The 19,594-nt window shown below is 44.5% G+C and carries 18 protein-coding genes; 12 read left to right on the forward strand and 6 right to left on the reverse strand.

Annotated elements, in window-relative coordinates:
• The first annotated feature begins 215 nt into the window (after nt 1-215).
• Entirely contained in the window at nt 216-1,508 is a 1,293-nt protein-coding gene (locus tag PSM36_RS03930; protein WP_076929039.1) for an ABC transporter permease, read from the forward strand.
• Nucleotides 1,509-1,537: 29 nt separating this feature from the next.
• On the opposite strand, the gene PSM36_RS03935 is transcribed toward PSM36_RS03930, so the two are convergent.
• The gene (locus PSM36_RS03935; RefSeq protein WP_076929041.1) at nt 1,538-2,095 is read right to left on the reverse strand and encodes a sugar O-acetyltransferase; all 558 of its coding nucleotides are present in this window, start codon (nt 2,093-2,095) and stop codon (nt 1,538-1,540) included.
• A gap of 199 nt (nt 2,096-2,294) precedes the next feature.
• On the opposite strand from PSM36_RS03935, the gene PSM36_RS03940 reads away from it, so the two are divergent.
• From PSM36_RS03940 to PSM36_RS03950, 3 genes are all read left to right on the forward strand, one after another.
• Nucleotides 2,295-2,939 carry a type 1 glutamine amidotransferase domain-containing protein gene (locus PSM36_RS03940; protein WP_197684917.1) on the forward strand — a complete coding sequence of 215 codons (645 nt, stop codon included), beginning with the start codon at nt 2,295-2,297 and terminating at the stop codon, nt 2,937-2,939.
• 99 nt (nt 2,940-3,038) lie between these two features.
• Nucleotides 3,039-3,971 carry a DnaJ C-terminal domain-containing protein gene (locus PSM36_RS03945; RefSeq protein WP_076929043.1) on the forward strand — a complete coding sequence of 311 codons (933 nt, stop codon included), beginning with the start codon at nt 3,039-3,041 and terminating at the stop codon, nt 3,969-3,971.
• Nucleotides 3,968-4,267, forward strand: a complete 300-nt coding sequence (locus PSM36_RS03950; RefSeq protein WP_076929045.1) for a chaperone modulator CbpM — start codon at nt 3,968-3,970, stop codon at nt 4,265-4,267. The genes PSM36_RS03945 and PSM36_RS03950 overlap by 4 nt, the downstream gene beginning before the upstream one ends.
• Nucleotides 4,268-4,303: 36 nt before the next feature.
• Here PSM36_RS03950 and PSM36_RS03955 read toward each other — a convergent pair whose 3' ends face one another.
• From PSM36_RS03955 to PSM36_RS03965, 3 genes are all read right to left on the reverse strand, one after another.
• Nucleotides 4,304-4,777 (reverse strand): DUF4625 domain-containing protein, encoded by a 474-nt coding sequence (locus PSM36_RS03955; RefSeq protein ID WP_076929048.1) that lies wholly within the window; start codon nt 4,775-4,777, stop codon nt 4,304-4,306.
• A gap of 139 nt (nt 4,778-4,916) precedes the next feature.
• On the reverse strand, nt 4,917-5,402 hold the full coding sequence (locus tag PSM36_RS03960; RefSeq protein WP_076929050.1) for a DUF4625 domain-containing protein: 486 nt from the start codon (nt 5,400-5,402) through the stop codon (nt 4,917-4,919).
• A 180-nt stretch (nt 5,403-5,582) separates the two neighbouring features.
• A complete protein-coding gene (locus PSM36_RS03965; RefSeq protein ID WP_083711130.1) occupies nt 5,583-7,793 on the reverse strand; it encodes a TonB-dependent receptor in 2,211 nt (736 codons plus the stop codon).
• Between the two features lie 155 nt (nt 7,794-7,948).
• Between PSM36_RS03965 and PSM36_RS03970 the strand changes: the two genes are divergently transcribed.
• Nucleotides 7,949-8,356: a Fur family transcriptional regulator gene (locus PSM36_RS03970; RefSeq protein ID WP_076929052.1), complete on the forward strand. Its 408-nt coding sequence runs from the start codon at nt 7,949-7,951 to the stop codon at nt 8,354-8,356.
• A gap of 66 nt (nt 8,357-8,422) precedes the next feature.
• On the opposite strand, the gene PSM36_RS03975 is transcribed toward PSM36_RS03970, so the two are convergent.
• Nucleotides 8,423-10,642: a GH92 family glycosyl hydrolase gene (locus tag PSM36_RS03975; RefSeq protein ID WP_083710920.1), complete on the reverse strand. Its 2,220-nt coding sequence runs from the start codon at nt 10,640-10,642 to the stop codon at nt 8,423-8,425.
• A gap of 117 nt (nt 10,643-10,759) precedes the next feature.
• Nucleotides 10,760-12,775, reverse strand: coding sequence for an OPT family oligopeptide transporter (locus PSM36_RS03980; protein ID WP_076929054.1), 2,016 nt, complete (start codon nt 12,773-12,775; stop codon nt 10,760-10,762).
• A 318-nt stretch (nt 12,776-13,093) separates the two neighbouring features.
• Here PSM36_RS03980 and PSM36_RS03990 point away from each other — a divergent pair, with 318 nt between their 5' ends.
• The 7 genes from PSM36_RS03990 (at nt 13,094) to rpsG (ending at nt 19,584) form a co-directional block, all read left to right on the forward strand.
• Nucleotides 13,094-15,271, forward strand: coding sequence for a S9 family peptidase (locus PSM36_RS03990; protein WP_076929058.1), 2,178 nt, complete (start codon nt 13,094-13,096; stop codon nt 15,269-15,271).
• A 138-nt stretch (nt 15,272-15,409) separates the two neighbouring features.
• Nucleotides 15,410-16,489 (forward strand): NUDIX hydrolase, encoded by a 1,080-nt coding sequence (locus tag PSM36_RS03995; RefSeq protein WP_076929060.1) that lies wholly within the window; start codon nt 15,410-15,412, stop codon nt 16,487-16,489.
• 55 nt (nt 16,490-16,544) lie between these two features.
• Nucleotides 16,545-17,060: an RNA polymerase sigma factor gene (locus PSM36_RS04000; protein WP_076929063.1), complete on the forward strand. Its 516-nt coding sequence runs from the start codon at nt 16,545-16,547 to the stop codon at nt 17,058-17,060.
• Nucleotides 17,061-17,067: 7 nt separating this feature from the next.
• Entirely contained in the window at nt 17,068-17,607 is a 540-nt protein-coding gene (locus PSM36_RS04005) for a hypothetical protein (protein ID WP_154670958.1), read from the forward strand.
• 95 nt (nt 17,608-17,702) lie between these two features.
• Complete coding sequence (locus PSM36_RS04010; RefSeq protein ID WP_083710921.1) at nt 17,703-18,197, forward strand: DUF4252 domain-containing protein; 495 nt, start codon at nt 17,703-17,705, stop codon at nt 18,195-18,197.
• A 375-nt stretch (nt 18,198-18,572) separates the two neighbouring features.
• Nucleotides 18,573-18,980 carry a 30S ribosomal protein S12 gene (gene rpsL / locus PSM36_RS04015; RefSeq protein ID WP_019541344.1) on the forward strand — a complete coding sequence of 136 codons (408 nt, stop codon included), beginning with the start codon at nt 18,573-18,575 and terminating at the stop codon, nt 18,978-18,980.
• A gap of 127 nt (nt 18,981-19,107) precedes the next feature.
• Nucleotides 19,108-19,584 carry a 30S ribosomal protein S7 gene (gene rpsG / locus PSM36_RS04020; RefSeq protein ID WP_076929070.1) on the forward strand — a complete coding sequence of 159 codons (477 nt, stop codon included), beginning with the start codon at nt 19,108-19,110 and terminating at the stop codon, nt 19,582-19,584.
• The last annotated feature ends 10 nt before the right edge of the window (nt 19,585-19,594 follow it).

The raw sequence follows: 19,594 nt of genomic DNA on the forward strand, positions 1-19,594 counted from the left end.
TATTTTGTCCGAAAAAAACTTAATCAATATATTTGTGATCTTAATGATAGTATAATTTTTTTAATGAATAATCTCTTAATTTTTTTATTATACTATGTTGAAAATAAGACTATAATATAAACTGTTCCATCAAACGGGATCATGTAACAAACTATCTTTATCGCTTTTGTATCTTCTCGAATTAAATCATTTATTAAACATAGACAATTATAATTGTGTCGGCAGACTTTAGTCCCTCCTTCTTTTACAGTTCGTCGTTCTTCCCGTTTTTTGTTTTGCTTATCCTTCTTCTTACAGTGATTCCTGCTTTGCTTATCAGTAATAGGATCAATCGATTATCGGGAGGTGATGTGCGTCAGTTGTTTGTGAATAAGAAGAATCATTGGATAGGAGTACTGGTGACAGCACAGTTTGTAATTGGCGTGGCATTGATTATGGGAATGATCACTGCTAACCGGCAAATGGGTTTGGTGAAGCAAGCCGGAGAGCGTTACAGGAATCTGATAGAGATATGGAATACCTCAACTGAAACCGACCTACGCCTATTTAAACAAAAAGTGCAATCTGTGCCGGGTGTATCGGGTATTTCACTGGGAAATATGCGACTGATGAACGTATGGATTATGCATGCCGATATGCGAAAGGAAAACGGCGAGAAGTTTCAGACCACCGTATTCGGACTGTCGGGCGATGAAGGATTGTTCCGTATCCTGCAACTTCAGCAGCTCGTGGGAAGCGAGTGGGAGACATTACCCGAAAGGTATGGATCGGCGGTATTCGTGAACCGGACTTTTGCCAATCTGGTAGAAAAACCCGTCGAAGAGTTGATTGGCGAACCTTTGGGGAGGTATATGGACTCGCTTGATTCAGTGTCTGTGATTGCAGGAGTAGTAGAAGATTTCTATTTCAATTCACTCGAAAAGAAAGCGATGGCGGTAAAGATGACGCGGATTTCGTCCCTCGAGGATAGGCTTACAGCTATGCAAATCCGGTTAGACGGAAATGATAACGGATTAGCAATAAAAAACATCCGGCAACTCTGGGAACAGACTTATCCCGATGAATTTTTTACCTATGCCGATGTCTATAATACATTTATAAGTCGGAATAGTAAAGTAACAGAGATGTCAGATTTATTGCAAATGTATTCATTGATTAGTATTTTACTTACCTGTTTCGGTTTGTTTGGTATTTCATTCTATGCTGTTCGTCGGCGGACTAAAGAAATTGGTATACGGAAGATCAACGGTGCAAAAACGTATCAGATACTGTGGTTGCTGCTCAAACCGATATTTGGTTGGATTATCATCGGTTTTGCCATTGGTGTGCCGCTGGCGTGGTGGCTTATGGAGCGTTGGCTGCAACAGTTCGCTTACCGGGTGGATGTTTCCATTGGCTCTTTCTTCCTTGCGCTTTTACTGGTTTCTGTAATAACCATTCTAACTGTTCTATGGCAGTTGTGGCGAACAATAAAGGTGAATCCCGTGGAAAGTTTGAAATCGGAATAAGAAAGTGAAGCCGGACGCGTTATGACTTTTTACTGGTTCAATCGTTTCTTAATGGTGGCGGGATTGCCGGCTACCATACAGTCGTCCGGCACATTTTTGGTAACCACGCTGCCGGCTGCTACGATACATCGGTTACCGATGGTTATCCCGGGGAGAAGAGTCACATTGCCACCCAGCCAGCAGTCTTCACCGATGGTAATAGGATAGGCGTACTCTTTCTCTTCCCGTCTCGCCACATGATCCATCGGGTGATTGGGTGTGTAGAACTGGCAATTGGGACCGATAAAAGTATGTTTGCCTATACGAACATATCCTTCGCCGATACACATAGCATTATAGTTAATAAAAACATTTTCCGCTATAATGAAGGAACTTCCGTGATCGCATTGGATAGGCGGACAGACCGTACTTGAGGCGGGAAGATCCGGTATAAGTTGACTGATCACTTCCCGGTAATCGTCATCGAAGATCGTCATCGTTTGCAGCTTGATGCACAATTTCCTCGAGTGCCTGAAACTCTCCTGTATTTCAGGATCAGAGAAGTCGGCCAACTCTCCACTGCGCATTTTTTCAAATTCAGATTTCATTAGTTAGAGTAAAGAATAAAGAACAAAGATATAAAAATATGCCAAGCGAAGGAAAACCGGATCATCTCTTCTATCTTTCAAAAAGAGTGAACAATATCAGAAAAACAGTTGTTAATCTTGTAGTTGGATTTGTTTGATTGTAGATGTAAAGATAAATGGATTTGACAATTTTAATTTCAAACCCATAATATTGATCATTATGAAGAGAATCATTTTAAACGCGTTTTGTATGTTGAGTATTGTATTGTTTGCTGCCGGATGTACCGGTAGCGGTAGCAGTGAAGAGAGACGATCGGAAGTGATTGTACCGGATGTGCAAGCAGTGAATCGCCCCCATGTAGCAGTATTGCTTACTGAGGGATTCCAGGATGCCGAGGCTTATATGCCGATCGGTTATCTGGAAAATAAAGATATGGATATTACGGTGATAGGTCCTGAAACGGGACGGGTGAAAGCCTATAACAGCGATTTTGAAATAGTTGTACAAAAGAAAGTAGGAGAGGTGAGCGTCGATGAATTTGACGCGCTGGTACTACCTGGAGGAAGAGCCCCTGCTGCATTGAGAGAAGACCCGACGGTAGTGGAGTTCGCCAAGAACTTTTTCAATTCAGGGAAGCCGGTGGCGGCTATCTGTCACGGCCCGCAAGTATTGGCTAGGGCAGGAGTGCTTAAGGATGTAACTACCACGGCTGTGGGATCTATCCGCGGTGAATTGGAGGAAGTCGGTGCGAATTACGTGGACGAAGCACTGGTAATAGATGGTAACCTGATCACATCAAGAGTACCAGGCGATCTGCCGGTATTCAGTAAAGCTATTGAGGAAGCGATCAAGAAGGCTCGCTGACTTGTTCCTATTTTAGTTTAGCATAGTTAAAAACAGCTTTATGCCGGTCACGGGAAACCGTGATTTAGGGGTAGGGCTGTTTTTCAATACACGAAAAAAATGCCATACATTGATTATTACAAAATGCTGGGAGTCGATAGGAATGCATCGGCTGAGGATATCAAGAAAGCTTACCGCAAGCTGGCGCGTAAGTTACATCCCGACCTGAACCCGAACGACAAGGAGGCACAGAAGAAGTTCCAGGAGCTCAATGAAGCCAATGAAGTGCTGAGTGATCCGGAGAAACGCGCCAAATATGATAAGTACGGTGAGAACTGGAAGCACGGCGAAGAGTATGAAAAAGCACAGCAGCAATATCGGCAGCAAAGTAGCAGGCAACAACAGTGGAGCGGCCAGGGTGGACAGACTTTCTATACAGAAGGTGATTTTTCGGATGATGACTTCTCAGACTTTTTCCACTCTATGTTCGGCAGCGGGTTTAGCCGGAGGCAAAGCGGTGCCGGCACCCGTAATAAATTCAAAGGTGCGGATTATCAGGCGGAATTGCGCCTGACACTTCGTCAGGCCATGCAAACGCATCAGCAGGCATTGTCGATTAATGGAAAGAATGTACGTATTACCATTCCTGCAGGAGTGGCTGACGGACAGAAGATCAAGCTGACCGGATACGGTCAACCCGGGGTGAACGGTGGCCCGAACGGTGACCTCTATATCACTTTTATTATTGAGGATGACCCTGCTTTTAAACGCCTGGGGGATGATTTGTATACCGATGCTGTGATCGACCTTTACACCGCTGTGCTTGGGGGCGAAACAATGATCGATACGCTCGACGGGCAGGTGAAAATGACCATTAAACCCGGTACCCAGCCTAATGCCAAACTACGGTTGAAAGGCAAAGGGTTTCCCCTGTATAAGAAAGAGGGACGGTTTGGCGATTTATACGTGACGTTGAAGGTGCATCTGCCTGAACATCTTTCGGATAAGGAGAAAGAACTATTTACCCAATTATCAAAAATCAGGAAACAATGAGTGGAAACAGATTACTATACAGCGAATGCCTGAGGATTTACGAGGTAGAAGAATCATTCATTGAGTCGCTGCGGGATGTGGGATTAATCCATGTGATCGATCAGGACGACGACCGGTTTATAGAATACGACGACCTTTCCGACCTGGAACAATTCATCCGGTGGCATTACGAGATGGATATCAATGTGGCAGGGATTGATGCACTTCGCCATATGTTGGACAGGGTGCGATCGTTGCAATCGGAGATAGAACGGTTAGTCGGTGAGTTGCGGTTTTATAAATCCCTGCAACAATAAAAACAGGAGATAAATCCGCTTTTTTTTTCGTCGACATTAGTTCCGGTCTCTTACTTTTATCCCTACGGCTTTCAGTTGTTGCCAACCCGATTTGTCGGTCAGGCGTATCATGAAATGATAATCACCGGTATCCACATCGTCGGGAACATGGATACTGCTTTCAGCTTGGTAGGAGACCATTCCGTCAGGGATTCGGAAACTCTCATTATAGATAAACGGATTGACCGGTGTTTTCTTTTCATCCGGTTCACAGTCCACATCATCGGTGCTGTGTGAATGATGGTCGAAATTGTTATGGATTTCAATATTATAATTTCCTAACTCCCGGTTATCGGTGAAGAATGCTTTAAATATAAAACTTTCTCCCCTATATACTACATCGCAGGTCAAAGGAAAAGCCGATGCCCCGCTCATGTCGATCTCCGGTTTTTCCATATCGTGATCATCTTCCTGACCGCATGAAAGTAGCAACAAAAGGGCAGTCAGACAAAATAATGCTTTTCGGATCATATATTTTCTTTTTAAATTATAAAGTGGTCTCAAAATAGGAGTTTAATTGCTGAAAATAAGTTGTTTGAGATTATTTCCGGACAGAGGGGATTAAAGAGAGGGTGAAATCACATATTGTGATACACCCTCAATTTCTCTATTAGTGATTATGGTCGTGGTCATGCTCGTCATCATGGCCGTGTCCGTCGTCATCGTTTTCGGATGCCGGTTTTATAATCAGTTCGGATTCTGCCATGCCTGTCTGTCCCTCCTGGTCTCTCACAACCAGATGCAGATGATATTCACCTTCCGGTGCTTCGGCAGGGATATCAATGTGCTTATGCAGGGTGGTGTTTTTTAGCCCTTTGGCATCAGTATATACTTCGTGAAATTCGAAATCTCCGTCCTCCTGATGAACTTCTAGCGTGATGCTTTCAATTAACCCTTCAGCTGTGATCTCGGCGTTAATATGGATATCTGAACCAGCATACCCTATTTTGTCGTTCGGGCTGTCATGCCCCGACCCCAGTTCGGTAATCTTGACGCTAGGCGCCAAAGGCTTATCGTTATCATCCTCGCAGGACGAGAAAAACAGTACGTTGGCACTGAGAAGGAGTATCACTCCCAAAAATAATTTTCTTTTCATACGATTTAATTTATTTGTTTACACTATGGTGTATGGAACTCGCTTTCAATCATGTTCCCGGGTGTAATGAATTAAATGCTCGTTTCATACGGATAATTTTTTAATGGTTTATATAAATGATGATTGCTTAACAATCCGGCAAAACGAAGTTTTACCGGGCTATTCATCGTTGCTGTTTTTTTAAAAAGTAAATCCCAACATTGCCGAAATATTTCTTCCCGGTTCGGGTATATCGATCAACCGGTAGAAACCGGTATGGTCGTAATATCTTTTGTCCAGCAGGTTTTGTACCTGCAACCGGAATTTTATGTTGTTATCGTTTAATTGCCAGCTGCGCCCTAATGATAAGTTCAGCAGTTGGTAACCTTCAGTCTTTTCTTCCGGGGGCACGATCCTGTTTTGAGTCCCCGTTATTTTGTATTCCAGCAGTATGTCACCGTCGGTGCCGAGAAATCCTTTGCCGGGCCGGTAACCGATACTGAAATTGGCTGACCAGGGAGGCGAAAAAGGAAGGGAATACCCTTTCTTATCTCCTGAGAGCTGTTCCGCATATAAGTATTCCGATTGTATTCCCAAAGTAATCTGCCGGGTAAGTTGTAATTGTACATCTGTCTCAAAACCGTAGCGGATCACTCGTGCCTGTGCATAATGATACATTTGTAGTCCTTCGTAATATTCAGGCGTGGGATTCAGGTAGATATAATTGGGAAAGTAGTTGAGGAAAGGTTCCAACCGGACTGTTAGCAGGTTGTTTTGCCAACTGATACCCATATCTGCCTGATACGACTCTTCCGCTTTCAGGCTGTTATTTCCCTTCTCATACCTGAATATGTGGTAATTCACCCCGTCTGAACCCAATTCTTTCGGTGTCGGTGCACGAAAGCTCTTGCCTATATTGGCTTTTAACATCCATGCGCCTTGTTGGTAATTCAATCCGGCAGACCAGGTGAAACTGTCGAACTTTTTCCGCAGGTCGGCAGCCCGTTCCTTATATACCGGGTTACCTTGTCCATCCGGTGTCTGGTACCAGTCCCGGTAGCTATCGATATCTATTTTTACTTTGTCGGCACGTACACCCGAACTGATAATTAAGTTATCAGAGATATGGTATCGTCCATAAACAAAGAATCCCATACTGGTAGTACGAAAATCGGGAATTACAAAACCCCATCCCCCTCTTTTGTTATGCTGATGTTCTATGGATAGTCCACCCTGAAAGCTCAACCGGTCCTTCACCGGCATCCTGAGCAGGGTAGATGCGGTATAGGTGTTTTTGTCGAATTGACGTTCCAAAGCATCGGGAGGAACAGGCATATAGCCGTGCGATACCGGTTCGGAGAACTCTTTCCTGAGGTTGTTCTGAAACGCGATATTCCCTTCCCAGGTAATATTCCCGATGCGCCATGCCAAATTATTGACTAACTTGAAATGATTGACCGAGTGATAGGGTAGGTCTATATCCCTGGTAGACCTGTCGTAATCTATATCGGATAGCCTCACTTCCAATCCGTGTGCATCGGCAAAGAACCCGCTTCGGGAATTAATGTTCGAGACTAGTAGGTGGGACCGGAAATTTTCTCCCAAATAACCCAATGTAAACCCCGCATTCCGGTCTCTTCCGGCGGTATTGCGTAGACGACGTTTTTTTAATTGAATATAGTAAGAGTAATACTGTATGCTGTCGGCAGGTACTTTATAATCTGCATAATCCATATAAGTAGCATTGATTTTATAGTACCATTTGTTGATTTTGCCGCCAACTTGCCCCGAAACACCTGCCGACTCGTTGTTGTTCCTGCCGTATAGGTTGATATTGCCCTCTGCCTTTTCTGTGGGAATATAGTTGTTACGCAACTGGATTACTCCGCCAATAGCATCTGAACCATATAAGAGCGACCCCGGCCCTTTTACAATCTCCACTTCATCGACCGAAAACTGGTCTATCTCCAGCCCATGGTCTTCACCCCATTGCTGGCCTTCATGTTTTATACCATTCTCTGTCACGATCATCCGGTTAAAGCCAAGCCCACGGATAGCGGGTTTGGACTGGCCGGATCCTATAGTCATAGCCCTTATCCCCGGAATTTTTTCGAGGGTTTGCATCAGGCTCCCCGAAAAGTTATCTTCTATATAGGATTTATCGACATGAACAATATTCTGTGCCGACTTCATTTGGATATTTCTTGTGCGGTCGCCTCGTACGACCACTTCATCCAGTTCTATAGGGCTTCTCTCCTCTTCCGGAATAACATTGCCTATTGTGTCGGGTTGCTGCGGATTCCACGATAAGTAGTCTGGTTCGGTAACCGTTTGTAAACCTATCGGTTGGGCCGCCGATTTTCCGCACAAAAAAACAAGGGTTAATATGGAAAAGCAAAATTTAATCTGCATCTGTCTGTCATTTGTAAATTGAAAAACTCTGCAAATATACAAAATATTCAATTGCAACAATGATGCAGTTGAATATTTTTTACATAAAATGTATGGTTTGTTTCTAAAATAACAGTACTTTCGTAGCAGAATATCATTTGAAGTATTGTTGCATTATGACCGTAGAAGAAATTTTACATGCCCATGATCTGAAGAATACCGGTTGCAGGAAATATATTCTTGGCGAGCTGCTGAAAAGCGAAGTGGCGATGTCGGAAAATGAGTTGAAAGAGTCATATCCTGACCTGTTCGACAGGGTTACCCTGTACCGCACCCTGAAGACGTTGGAAGACCGGGGTATTATCCACCGGATTGTGTTGAACGACAACACGGTGAAATATGCCCTGAACAGGCATCATCATGAAGATGACAATTTCCATTCCCATTTCCATTGTGAGAAGTGCGACGAGGTGTTGTGTTTGGATGGCGTCACTCACTTTGACGCAGAGTTACCGAAAGGCTTTGTCTCCAGGGAGGTGTTTGTTGTTGTGGAAGGATTGTGTGCCGATTGTGTGAAAAAATAGAGAGGCACATGGTAATCATACACCTCTCTGATTAATTAGTAATATCTGTTCCAGACCTTTTCTCTTCTATTTCTTCGGACTGTTTGTCATATAAAACACTAACGTGCTACCGTTCGTGATGTCTTCATGCGTAATAAATTTCTTATCATACGGCTGCCCGTTCAATTCTATCTTCTCTACATACATGTTCTCTTCTGAAAGATTTTTCGCCTCCATAGTGAAGTATTTCCCGTTGCCTGTATTGATGGTAGCTTTGGGAATCTGCGGTGCGCCGATAACTAATTCGCCGCTCACCGGATCCATGGGGTAGAAACCCATAGCGGAGAACATATACCATGCCGACATCTGTCCGCAGTCGTCGTTACCGATCAACCCGTCCGGTTTGTTCCGGTAGAAATCGGTGGTAATCTGGCGTATCAGCCGCTGAGTTTCTTCCGGCCTGTCGAGAAATGAATAGATATAAGCCACGTGATGGCTTGGTTCGTTGCCGTGCGCGTACTGGCCGATCAACCCGGTAACATCGGATAGAGTACCGGTGGTTTCCTGTGTGGTGTTGAAAAGGTAGTCGAGCACCTTTCCTGCGGCCTCTTTTCCACCCATTAGTTCTATAAGTCCGGGGATATCCTGCATCACGTGCCATGTATATTGCAGTGCGTTGCCTTCCGTGTAATGACCCCCGATCTGTGAGTCGGCGTGCGCCAACTCATAAGGATCGAAAGGAGACAACCATTCGCCTTTGGAATCTTTGGGGCGCATAGTGTTGGTTTCGTTATCAAATAAGTTCCTGTAATATCCGGCACGTTTCATAAAGAATTCGTAGTCTTCCGCCTTTCCTAACTTTTTAGCCATCTGTGCGGCGGCATAGTCGTCAAATCCGCATTCGAGCGTACGGGAAACCGACTCTACTTTGATAAGGTCGTAGGGATAGTAACAGTATTGATCATATATCTCCCAGCCTGATTTGTAATGCCTGCTTTCGGTAATCGATCTTTTGATCTCCCGGTAGGCTTTCTCAGCGTCGAATCCGTCGAATCCTTTGAGGTAAGCGTCCACGATCATGGGGATGGAGTGGTTGCCTATCATGGTGAAGGTCTCCTGTCCCATTAGCGTCCAGATGGGGAGATGCCCCTTCTGTTTGCTGTAATCGACCATAGAATTTACCAGGTCGGCGATGATTTCCGGACTGAGGATGGTGTACATGGGAAAAGCGGCACGGAAGGTATCCCACTGTGAGAGGGTGGAATAGAACTTTCCGGTGGGCGACTGTGTGATCTCGCGGTTAGGCCCCACGTAGCAGCCATCCACATCGGCTATATTATTGGGTTGGATATAGAGGTGGTAGAGTGAAGTGTAGAAATTGACCTTGTCGTCTTCCGTCCCCTCTATCTCCACCCGTGAAAGATAGCTGTTCCAGGCCTTTTTGGCGTCCCGGTGCACTTCGTCGAAATCCCATCCGCTTACTTCTGCCGCAAGGTTTTTCTTTGCACCCTCAACGCTTGTGGTGGACATGGCGATCTTCATTTGCAGGGTAGGATCGTCCTGCATGTCGAAGGTAAGGATATAGCGGGGTGCCTTCTCCCGTGGATCCCGTGATTCGAGCTGTTCCGAAGAGAGGATCGGTTTGTCGAACTCGATAGCGAAATAGTAAGTGCGTTCCACCCATTCGGTGCGGCGGGTATAGCCGGTAATAAGGCGGTCGTTCTCGAAAGTGACCTCATTATCGAGTACGTGGGTGAAGAGTTTATCTTGCGTCCATACCAGCCCGCTTTGAAAGTCGGCCAGCAAATTCGCCGGTTTGTCCTTGGCGAAAGTGTAGCGGTGGAATGCCACATGCGGGGCGGTAGTGATTTCCACACCTACTTCGTTATCGGCCAGCTCCACCGCATAGTAACCGGGAGAGGCTTTTTCCGTAGCCTTGTCGAAACTACTGCTCAGGTCGTCGCGTTTCTCACCGGAGAAAGGTTGCATCAGCAGGTCGCCCAGATCGACACACCCCGTACCGTTCAGCCTGTTCTGCGAAAAGCCGTTGATGCGCTCATCGTCATAGAAATAGCCGGAGCAGTATTCCCATGAGAAATTACCCGTTTCCGGGCCCGGCTGCATCATACCTAACGGATAGGTGGCGCCGGGGAAAGTATGTCCCGTGAAGGCTGTTCCTATAAAGGGGTTTACATATTGAGTAAAATCTTTTTCAGTGTCGCTTTGCTGTGTCTGCGTACAGGAAACGACCGGAAGGGCAAGTAACCCAAATAAAATGGGTTTTATTTGTTGGAAAATTTTTGTCATCTGTCTATTAATTTCAATTACCAAATACTAATTACCAATTATCAATTACTTGTCCCGGTTTATCGGGATTGGCACATCATTAAATCATCACTACTTGTCCCGACTTGTCGGGATCAATTAATCCTCTCTTTTTGCGCGTCTGGCTTCCCAAACAAAATAGCCGACCAGTCCGATGAAAGCAATGAGTGCCACGATTTGTGCACCGGTACCGTGAGGATTACTCCATAGATTGGAATTAAGAGCTTCACCATCCCCTGTCAGGAATATGATGAGTGCACCTAATACTCCAAAGAGAGCGGCACCCGCGATGAATCCGGAAGATATCAGGATAGCACGCTGATGGCGTGCATTGGTCAACTGTTTGTCGGCACCTTTTTTATTGATCCAGTGGTTTAGCAGTCCTCCTACGATAAGTGGAGTATTCAACTGGAGGGGGATAAACATGCCGAGTGCAAATGCCAGGGGCGATACACCAAGCCAGTTCACAAGGATCGCGATCACTGCGCCGATACCTAGTAATATCCAACTCACACCACTTCCTGTCATCAGCGGTTCTATGATGGCAGCCATGGCATTGGCCTGCGGGGCTACCATAGGGTTCGGATGCTCAGGAGTGGCTACGAAGCCGTATGCTTCATTCAGGATAAAGATTACTGCACCTACAGTGGCGGCAGAAACAAGCGTTCCGAGAAATTTGTACGATTCCTGTTTTGCAGGGGTAGTCCCAATCCAGTAACCGATCTTCAGGTCGGTGACAAAACCCCCGGCCATAGAAAGTGCAGTACAGACAATGCCACCAATGATCAGCCCGCTCACCATTCCCTGCCAGCCTTCCAGGCCTACGGCAACAAGGATTACCGATGAGAGGATCAACGTCATCAGCGTCATTCCTGATACAGGGTTAGTCCCCACAATGGCAATGGCATTGGCAGCCACGGTGGTGAACAGGAATGAGATAACGGTGATGGCAATCAGGGCTACAATGGCCTGTATAAGTGTAATCTTTACTCCGATGAGCAGAAAGATAAATACGGCGATAAGCGTGAGGAACAGGAATAACATCACGAATGACATCTTCAGGTCCCGGTTTGTACGCTTTATATCCGTTCCCACAGCACCAGTGGCCACTTTCTTACCGACTGCCAGTTTAAAAGCGCTGCCGATCACACCGGCCGATTTGATGATCCCGATGATCCCTGCCATTGCAATGGCACCGATACCGATCGGACGTACATATTCTGCAAATATTGCTTCAGCCGACAGGGCGGCAAACGGATTGACACCACCACTCATGGCTGCCGTCAACGCACCGATCTCATTTACCAGCGGGATCAGTACCAGCCAGGAAAGTAGTGAACCTACAACGATGATCAGCGCGAAACGTAATCCTACCAGATATCCGAAACTGAAAATGAGGGCGCTCACGTTGAATTTAAGCACCATTTTGAACTTTTCGGCCATCATGGCTCCGGCCGGGATAATACGTGTGGTAATCTCTTCACTCCAAAGGCGGAAAGCAGAGAAACAGAAATCGAATAATCCCCCGATAAGTCCACTGGTGATCAATAATTTTGCTTTGTTTCCACCTTTTTCCCCGGTCATCAGTATCTCGGTGGTTGCCGTAGCTTCAGGAAATGGTAATTTCCCGTGCATATCTTTTACGAAATACTTACGGAAAGGGATAAGGAAGAGAATTCCCAGGAATCCTCCCAATAGCGATGAAAAAAAGATCTGCCAGAAGTTGATCTGAATGTCGGGATATTTGGCTTGCAGGATATAAAGCCCCGGAATAGTGAAGACCGCTCCGGCGACAATCACTCCCGACGATGCCCCAATAGACTGGATAATGACATTCTGTCCCAACGCATTCTTTCGGCGGAATGCCGCTGATGCTCCTACGGCAATGATGGAGATGGGGATGGCAGCCTCGAAAACCTGGCCGATTTTCAAACCTGAATAGGCTGCTGCAGCCGAAAAGATGACTGCCATTAATAATCCCATCCCTATTGACCATGGAGTTACTTCCGTCACCGGCCTGTCAGAGGGAAGTACCGGCTTGTACTCTTCGCCCGGTTTTAATTCCCGATATGCATTCTCGGGCAATTCTGTAATTTTCTTTTCTTCTGATTCCATATATTTAATGTGCTAGTGTGCCAATATGCCAGCCAATCCCGATAAACCGGGACAAGTAGTGGCAATGAGATTTAATTGATTGGATGACTTAACGATCCAATAATTTGATGATGAATTGAAACAACGTTTGGCGGAGCCAAAATCGACGTAGTCAAATACTGTTGCCGAATTTTTTGCCGAAAATACAAAAAAATATGTGAAAGGAGCCCCTATTTTCGTAACTTTGTCGAAATTGAATATAATCATCAATCCTCAAATCCAACATCCCATATTCTAAAATGGATTATATTTGTATTTCTAAATTATAAGACAAGATCGATGAAAAAAATTCTTTGTAAGGTTATACTAACAATAATTATTGTGATGACAAGTGTTGTGACGGTATCTGCGCAGCACTTTACATTGGAAAACCTGTTGGGAAATGAATTCCTTCCCCGTGGTATAAGGCCGATGGTATCGTCGGAAGATGGAATGTATTATTACCAGGCTGACCCACAGCAGACGGCAGTGATCAAATATGCATATGCCACCGGTGAAGCGGTGGATACCCTGTTTAACACACGTACGGCTCGAAACTGCACCTTCGACAGTTTTCAGGGATTTTTGGTAAGTCCCGATGAGAACCGGGTACTGGTATACCGCGACAGGGAACAGGTCTATCGCCACTCCTTCCGTGCCAATTACTATTATCATGACGTACGTCGCAACATGGTGAGGAAGCTCTCGGAACATCCCTCGAAACAGATGATCCCTACTTTTTCTCCTGATGGAAAAATGGTTGCCTACGTGATAGAAAATAATATATGGCTGACAAAGTTCGACTTTGATACCGAATCGCAAGTGACAAAAGATGGTGAATGGAACAAAGTAATCAACGGGGCGACCGATTGGGTATATGAGGAAGAGTTCGGGATAACCCGGCTGATGGAGTTTTCGCCTGATAACAATCTGTTGGCTTTTGTGCGCACCGACGAGTCAGCTGTGAAAGAATTTTCTTTCCAGACTTTTAATAAGCAGTTGTATCCCGATTTTTATCGGTTTAAATATCCCAAGGCGGGGGAGAGTAATTCCACTGTGGAATGCCGTGTGTTCGATATTGCGGCACGTACCACACGCACTTTGGATGTGCCGCTGGAGGAAAATGGTTATATAGCACGTATCAAGTTCACACACGATCCCGATCAATTGGCGGTGATGACACTGAACAGGGACCAGAACCGGTTCGACATGTATTTTACAAGCCCCCGTTCCACGGTTTCAAAATTGGTGTTGAGGGAAGAGAATAAATATTATATCGATTCTGAATGGCTCAATTCGATCCATTTCTTAAAAGACCGTTTTATTTACGTATCAGAAAAAGATGGTTATAGCCATATTTATATTTACGGTCTTTCAGGTACGCTGCAAAAACAACTTACTACCGGTAACTACGACGTGACAGCGCTTTTGGCCGTGGACGGGCAAACGGAAACGGTCTTCTATGAAGCTGCCGATGAGTCGCCCATAAGGCGCAATATATATAAGGTGAACATTAACAAGGGGCAACCCCAAAAATTGTCGCAGCAGGGGGGATATAACAGCGCCTCTTTCAGCGGACAGGGCAAGTATTTTGTAAATCGCTGGTCAGACGCTGAAACCCCCACTGTGATTACCTTGCACGATGCAAATGGAAAGCAATTGCGCATTCTGGAAGATAACCAGTCAGTCCGGGCCAAAGTGGCGGCCGCTCAGTTTCCCAAAAGAGAATATGTTACTGTGACGGCTGCCGATGGTATAACACGTCTGAACGGATGGATATTGAAACCCTATAATTTTGATCCTACCCGAAAATATCCTGTGGTGATGATCCAGTACAGCGGCCCCAATTCGCAACAAGTCTTAGACCGGTATAGTGCCGATTGGTATTATGCATTGCTGAATGAAGGCATTATAGTGGCTTGCGTAGATGGTAGGGGAACAGGCGCACGGGGTGAAGAGTTTCGTAAGGGTACCTATATGAATTTGGGGATTAAAGAGTCGGACGACCAGATTGCCGCTGCGCGTTACCTTGCCTCATTGCCTTATATCGATGCAAAGGGTATTGGTATTTGGGGATGGAGCTACGGGGGATACACCGTGCTGATGAGTATGAGTCGTGGAAACGGAACCTTTAAAGCGGGAGTGGCCATAGCGCCGGTAACCGACTATCGTTTCTATGATACTATCTACACCGAGCGATTTATGCGTACGCCGCAGCAGAATAAACAAGGATACGATAATGGATCGCCTATTGCACTTGCAGGCCGGTTGGAAGGTAATCTCTTGCTGGTACACGGTACGGCTGATGATAACGTCCATTTTCAGAACTCTGTGGAATATTCGCGTGCATTGATTGAGGCCGGTAAACATTTCGACATGTTTTTCTTTCCGGATAAAGATCATTCTATCAGAGGCGAAAATACAAGGAAATACCTTTATGAAAAGGTGATCGGTTATTTCAAACAGAATTTGAAGTAACTATCTCTTGTTAATTATTCAGGGATTTGTTGCCGGATGGTTTATAACTGTCCGGCAACGTTTTTTATGTCTAAACAAAAAGGCCGTTTTGTTGTTATTATTGGGTGCGTTCAGATAGTGTGTGTGCGAAATAAGGTTATGCAAAGAGTATTAAGGAATCCGGCATTAGGACTTATGTCGATGTTTATTTTTTCAATTCTGATATTGTATGTGGATTCCCGCATCGCTACCGGAATTGCATTGGCATTGTCTGTAACGGGATATATTGCAGTAAAAAAGTATAGCCGCCTTATCTATGATATTTCCATTATTACATTTGCAGTTGCATTATTATTCTCTTTTACCGTCTTCCCGAAATTGCCTCCCTTTAACCGGTTCGCCATTGTGGAGATCATTTTTGTGATATCCCTTATCATTATGCGCCTTTCGAGAGGGAAGATTATTACCCGGGTGGCAAAGGGGCGTAACATAATGTTGAAGAATTATCTGAAAGAGTCACTGAGAGTATCCTTTCAGACGCAATACGGATTATCGATCCATCTTCTTCTTGTATTGGCTTTTTACCTCTTCGATGCTGCAGAGCTGCGCTTTGTGAGTAGTGCAGCCATGGTGGTATTGTGTCAGATTATCATGCTGGTGATCATGATTATGGAAACAGCCCGGTTATACATCCTTGATAAGAAATTGTTTCAGGAAGAGTGGTTGCCCGTGGTGACGGAAAAGGGAGATGTGACGGGGAAAGTGGCGAAGTCGATCACCAAAAACCTGAAGAATAAGTTCATGCATCCGGTGGTTCGCCTGGCGTTGATCTACAAAGGAAGAATTTACCTGCAGGCGCGGGATCAGGACCGACTGTTGAATCCCGGAAAGCTGGATTATCCGTTTGAGAAATATATGCAATTCAACGACAAAGTGGATGAAACTTTGCGGAATAGTATCAGAAAAGAATGCGGGGGTAACGATATTCCTCTGCGTTTTTTGTTGAAATATACATTTGAAAATGAAATAACCAAACGCCTGGTATTTCTCTATGTGTCCGTTATTGAAGATGAAGCGGTTTTCAACAGCCTGCATTTGCAAGGAGGAAAATTATGGACAGCTTCACAGATTGAAGATAATATGGGAACCGAAATTTTCTCCGAGTGCTTCGAATTGGAATATGAATACCTGAAAAACACGGTCTTGCTGGCACACCAATTCCTGAATAATAGCAAATAGGCATAAATTTTTCAAATCTCCTGTAACTTTTTGGTGGTTCGCCCGTCATTATACAATGAACATTGATTCTTTCCATACCGTCATCCTCCCCCTGAAAGACAAACTCTTCAGGCTAGCATACGGCATTGTAAGAGAACAGGCTGAGGCTGAGGATATCCTGCAGGATGTGCTCCTGAAACTCTGGAGTAAGAGGGATGAATGGAATTATATAGAGAATCTCGAAGCTTACTGTTTCAGGGTTACCAAGAATACGGCACTGGATAGGTTGGCTTCCATGGCTGTCCGAAAAACCGGAGTGATCGATCCCGAAAAAGAGAATCTCTTTTTTGTTGACAATCGTTCTCCGCATACAGAAATGGAGAGAAAGGAACAACGCTCGGCCATTGACCAGAGCATTGGAATGCTTTCGGAAAATCAACGGTTGGTTTTCACTCTTAGGGAGATCGAAGGGATGAGTTACCGGGAGATAGCTGAAGCGCTTGCTATCAGTGAAGATCTGGTGAAAATAAGCCTTCACAGGGCAAGACAAAAAATGAAAGAAATATTATCGGTATATCATAAAGATGAATAGTGAAAAGATGAATAGTCTATTAGAAAAATACTGGAACTGTGAAACATCAGTACAGGAAGAGAAGGAACTGCAAACGTTTTTCTCGGGCAACAGTGTGCCTGAAGAACTCCGGCAATACGTCCCTCTCTTTTCTTATATAAAGGATGAGCAGTCCATTTCGCTGAGCGACGGTTTCAGCGAAAGGCTGCAGAATGCCTTCGGGGTGGAAGGGGAAGGGAAAGAGCGCTATATCACTATTCGTATTTTTAGGCCTTTGTTGCGTATAGCGGTCTCCGTTTTACTTGTGGTAGGGATGGGTGTAAGTTTCTACTTCATCTCCAAGCAGGATAACCGCCCGCAGTTTGTGGAAACATTCGAAGACCCCAATGCTGCCATGCAACATGCTGCTTACGCACTTGAGAAATTGTCGCATGCACTGCGTAAAAGTGAAACGGCCTCGGTGGAAACCATCCAATTTATCGATGATCTGGATATTGATTGGATTGCCATCGACTCATTAAACAAAGACAATCCGGTTGAAATAGATAGTGTGGAGAGCGAAGAGTGAAGAACTGGAAAGTTAAGAATAAAGAATAAAATTGGTAATTAGTCAGTGGTAATTTGTCATTAGTCATTAGTAATTTGTCAGAATAAGGTAATAATATGAGAATAATATTAGGAATAATGTTTTCCTTCCTTCTTCCGGGAGCCCTCTTCGCCGATAATTTTGTGTCGGTATTTATGGAAAGATGTGCTGAAGACGAGAGGCCGCTAAGCAATATAAACATCGGTAGGACAATGCTTGATAAGATGGCTGCTAATACCGATGATGAGGAATTGAAGAATACATTCAAAGAGTTGAATAGCATTCGTATGATAAACTCCGACAATGTAGAGGACTCTAAATATTATTTTAAAAAAGCAAATGAACTGATCAAGGAGTCATTCTATGATTATGACGAGGCCGTCTCTGTAAGCGAAATGGGATCTAAGATCTCTGTTTGGGTAAAGAGGCAGGGAGAGGAAAGGCAGGATCTTATACTCATCGCCCTCGATAATGACGGGAAATTATCCATCATTACTGTTTCGGGAAAGATCGATTTCAATTCCATATCCAAATTGTCGGGATCACTACGGAACGGGCAACAATTTCCCTGACGATGATTGGCTACTAATCAGCCAATAGTATAATGTCTCAAAAAATAGTGTTTCTGATTTTTAAACATACATTAATGGTCTTTTTAAAATAACTTTTTTCTTTTTTATATTTAAACGATGAGCAGGCAGCCGAGCGTGAGTTTAGCTGCCTGTTGCTATATTTCCCTGTTTGCAGTTTGCAGGTGAACTGATTTTTTTCAAAAACTTAAAGAAACACTTGCACATCTGATTGATTATTTGTAATTTTGTGCCGTTTTTCATGTGAAAGGAATGGTTATTGGATGATAATCAAGGTATTAATATTATGCCATAACGTGAAAGGCAAGTGAGACAGTTAATTATTAAAAAACTGAAATAGAAAAAAGAAAGCAGAAGATGCCTACAATTCAACAATTAGTAAGAAAAGGACGTACCACACTTACGGAGAAAAGCAAATCGCCTGCTCTGGACTCTTGTCCGCAGCGTCGTGGTGTTTGTGTGAGAGTGTATACCACTACTCCGAAAAAACCAAACTCGGCAATGAGAAAGGTGGCTCGTGTACGTTTGACCAACTCGAAGGAAGTGAATGCATACATCCCGGGAGAAGGACACAACCTGCAAGAGCACTCTATCGTGCTGGTGCGTGGAGGACGTGTGAAAGACCTTCCAGGTGTGCGTTATCACATTGTGCGTGGTACTTTGGATACTGCCGGCGTAAACGGTCGTACCCAAAGAAGATCGAAGTACGGGGCTAAACGGCCTAAACCGGGCGCTAAACCGGCTGTAGCAGGTAAGAAAAAATAATTAAAAAATGTCGAATCGCTGTTGAATTTTTGGGATACGCTATTTTATGAAGGGTTGAGTAAATAAATTCGGAGGAGTTTGTTGAAGACTTTGCAAAGGCAACCAAACAACACAAATTTTTTAAGCAATGAGAAAAACTAAACCTAAAAAAAGACAGGTTCTTCCTGATCCTGTTTATGGTGATATAAGGGTGACAAAGTTTGTTAACCACCTTATGTATGACGGTAAGAAAAGTATCTCCTATGATATTTTCTATTCCGCATTGGATACAGTAAAGGCTAAATTGCCTAACGAAGAAAAATCGGCTCTCGAGATTTGGAAAGCCGCGCTCGATAATATAACCCCCCAAGTGGAAGTAAAGTCTCGCCGTGTGGGCGGAGCTACATTCCAGGTTCCTACTGAAATCAGGCCGGATAGAAAAGAATCCGTTTCAATGAAAAACCTCATTCTTTATGCTCGCAAAAGAGGGGGGAAGACGATGGCTGATAAGTTAGCTGCCGAAATTGTAGATGCTTACAACAACCAGGGTGGTGCTTACAAACGTAAAGAAGATATGCACAGAATGGCAGAGGCGAACCGTGCTTTTGCCCATTTCAGATTTTAATTTAGATAGA

The sequence above is a fragment of the Proteiniphilum saccharofermentans genome (assembly GCF_900095135.1).
Lineage (GTDB): Bacteria > Bacteroidota > Bacteroidia > Bacteroidales > Dysgonomonadaceae > Proteiniphilum > Proteiniphilum saccharofermentans.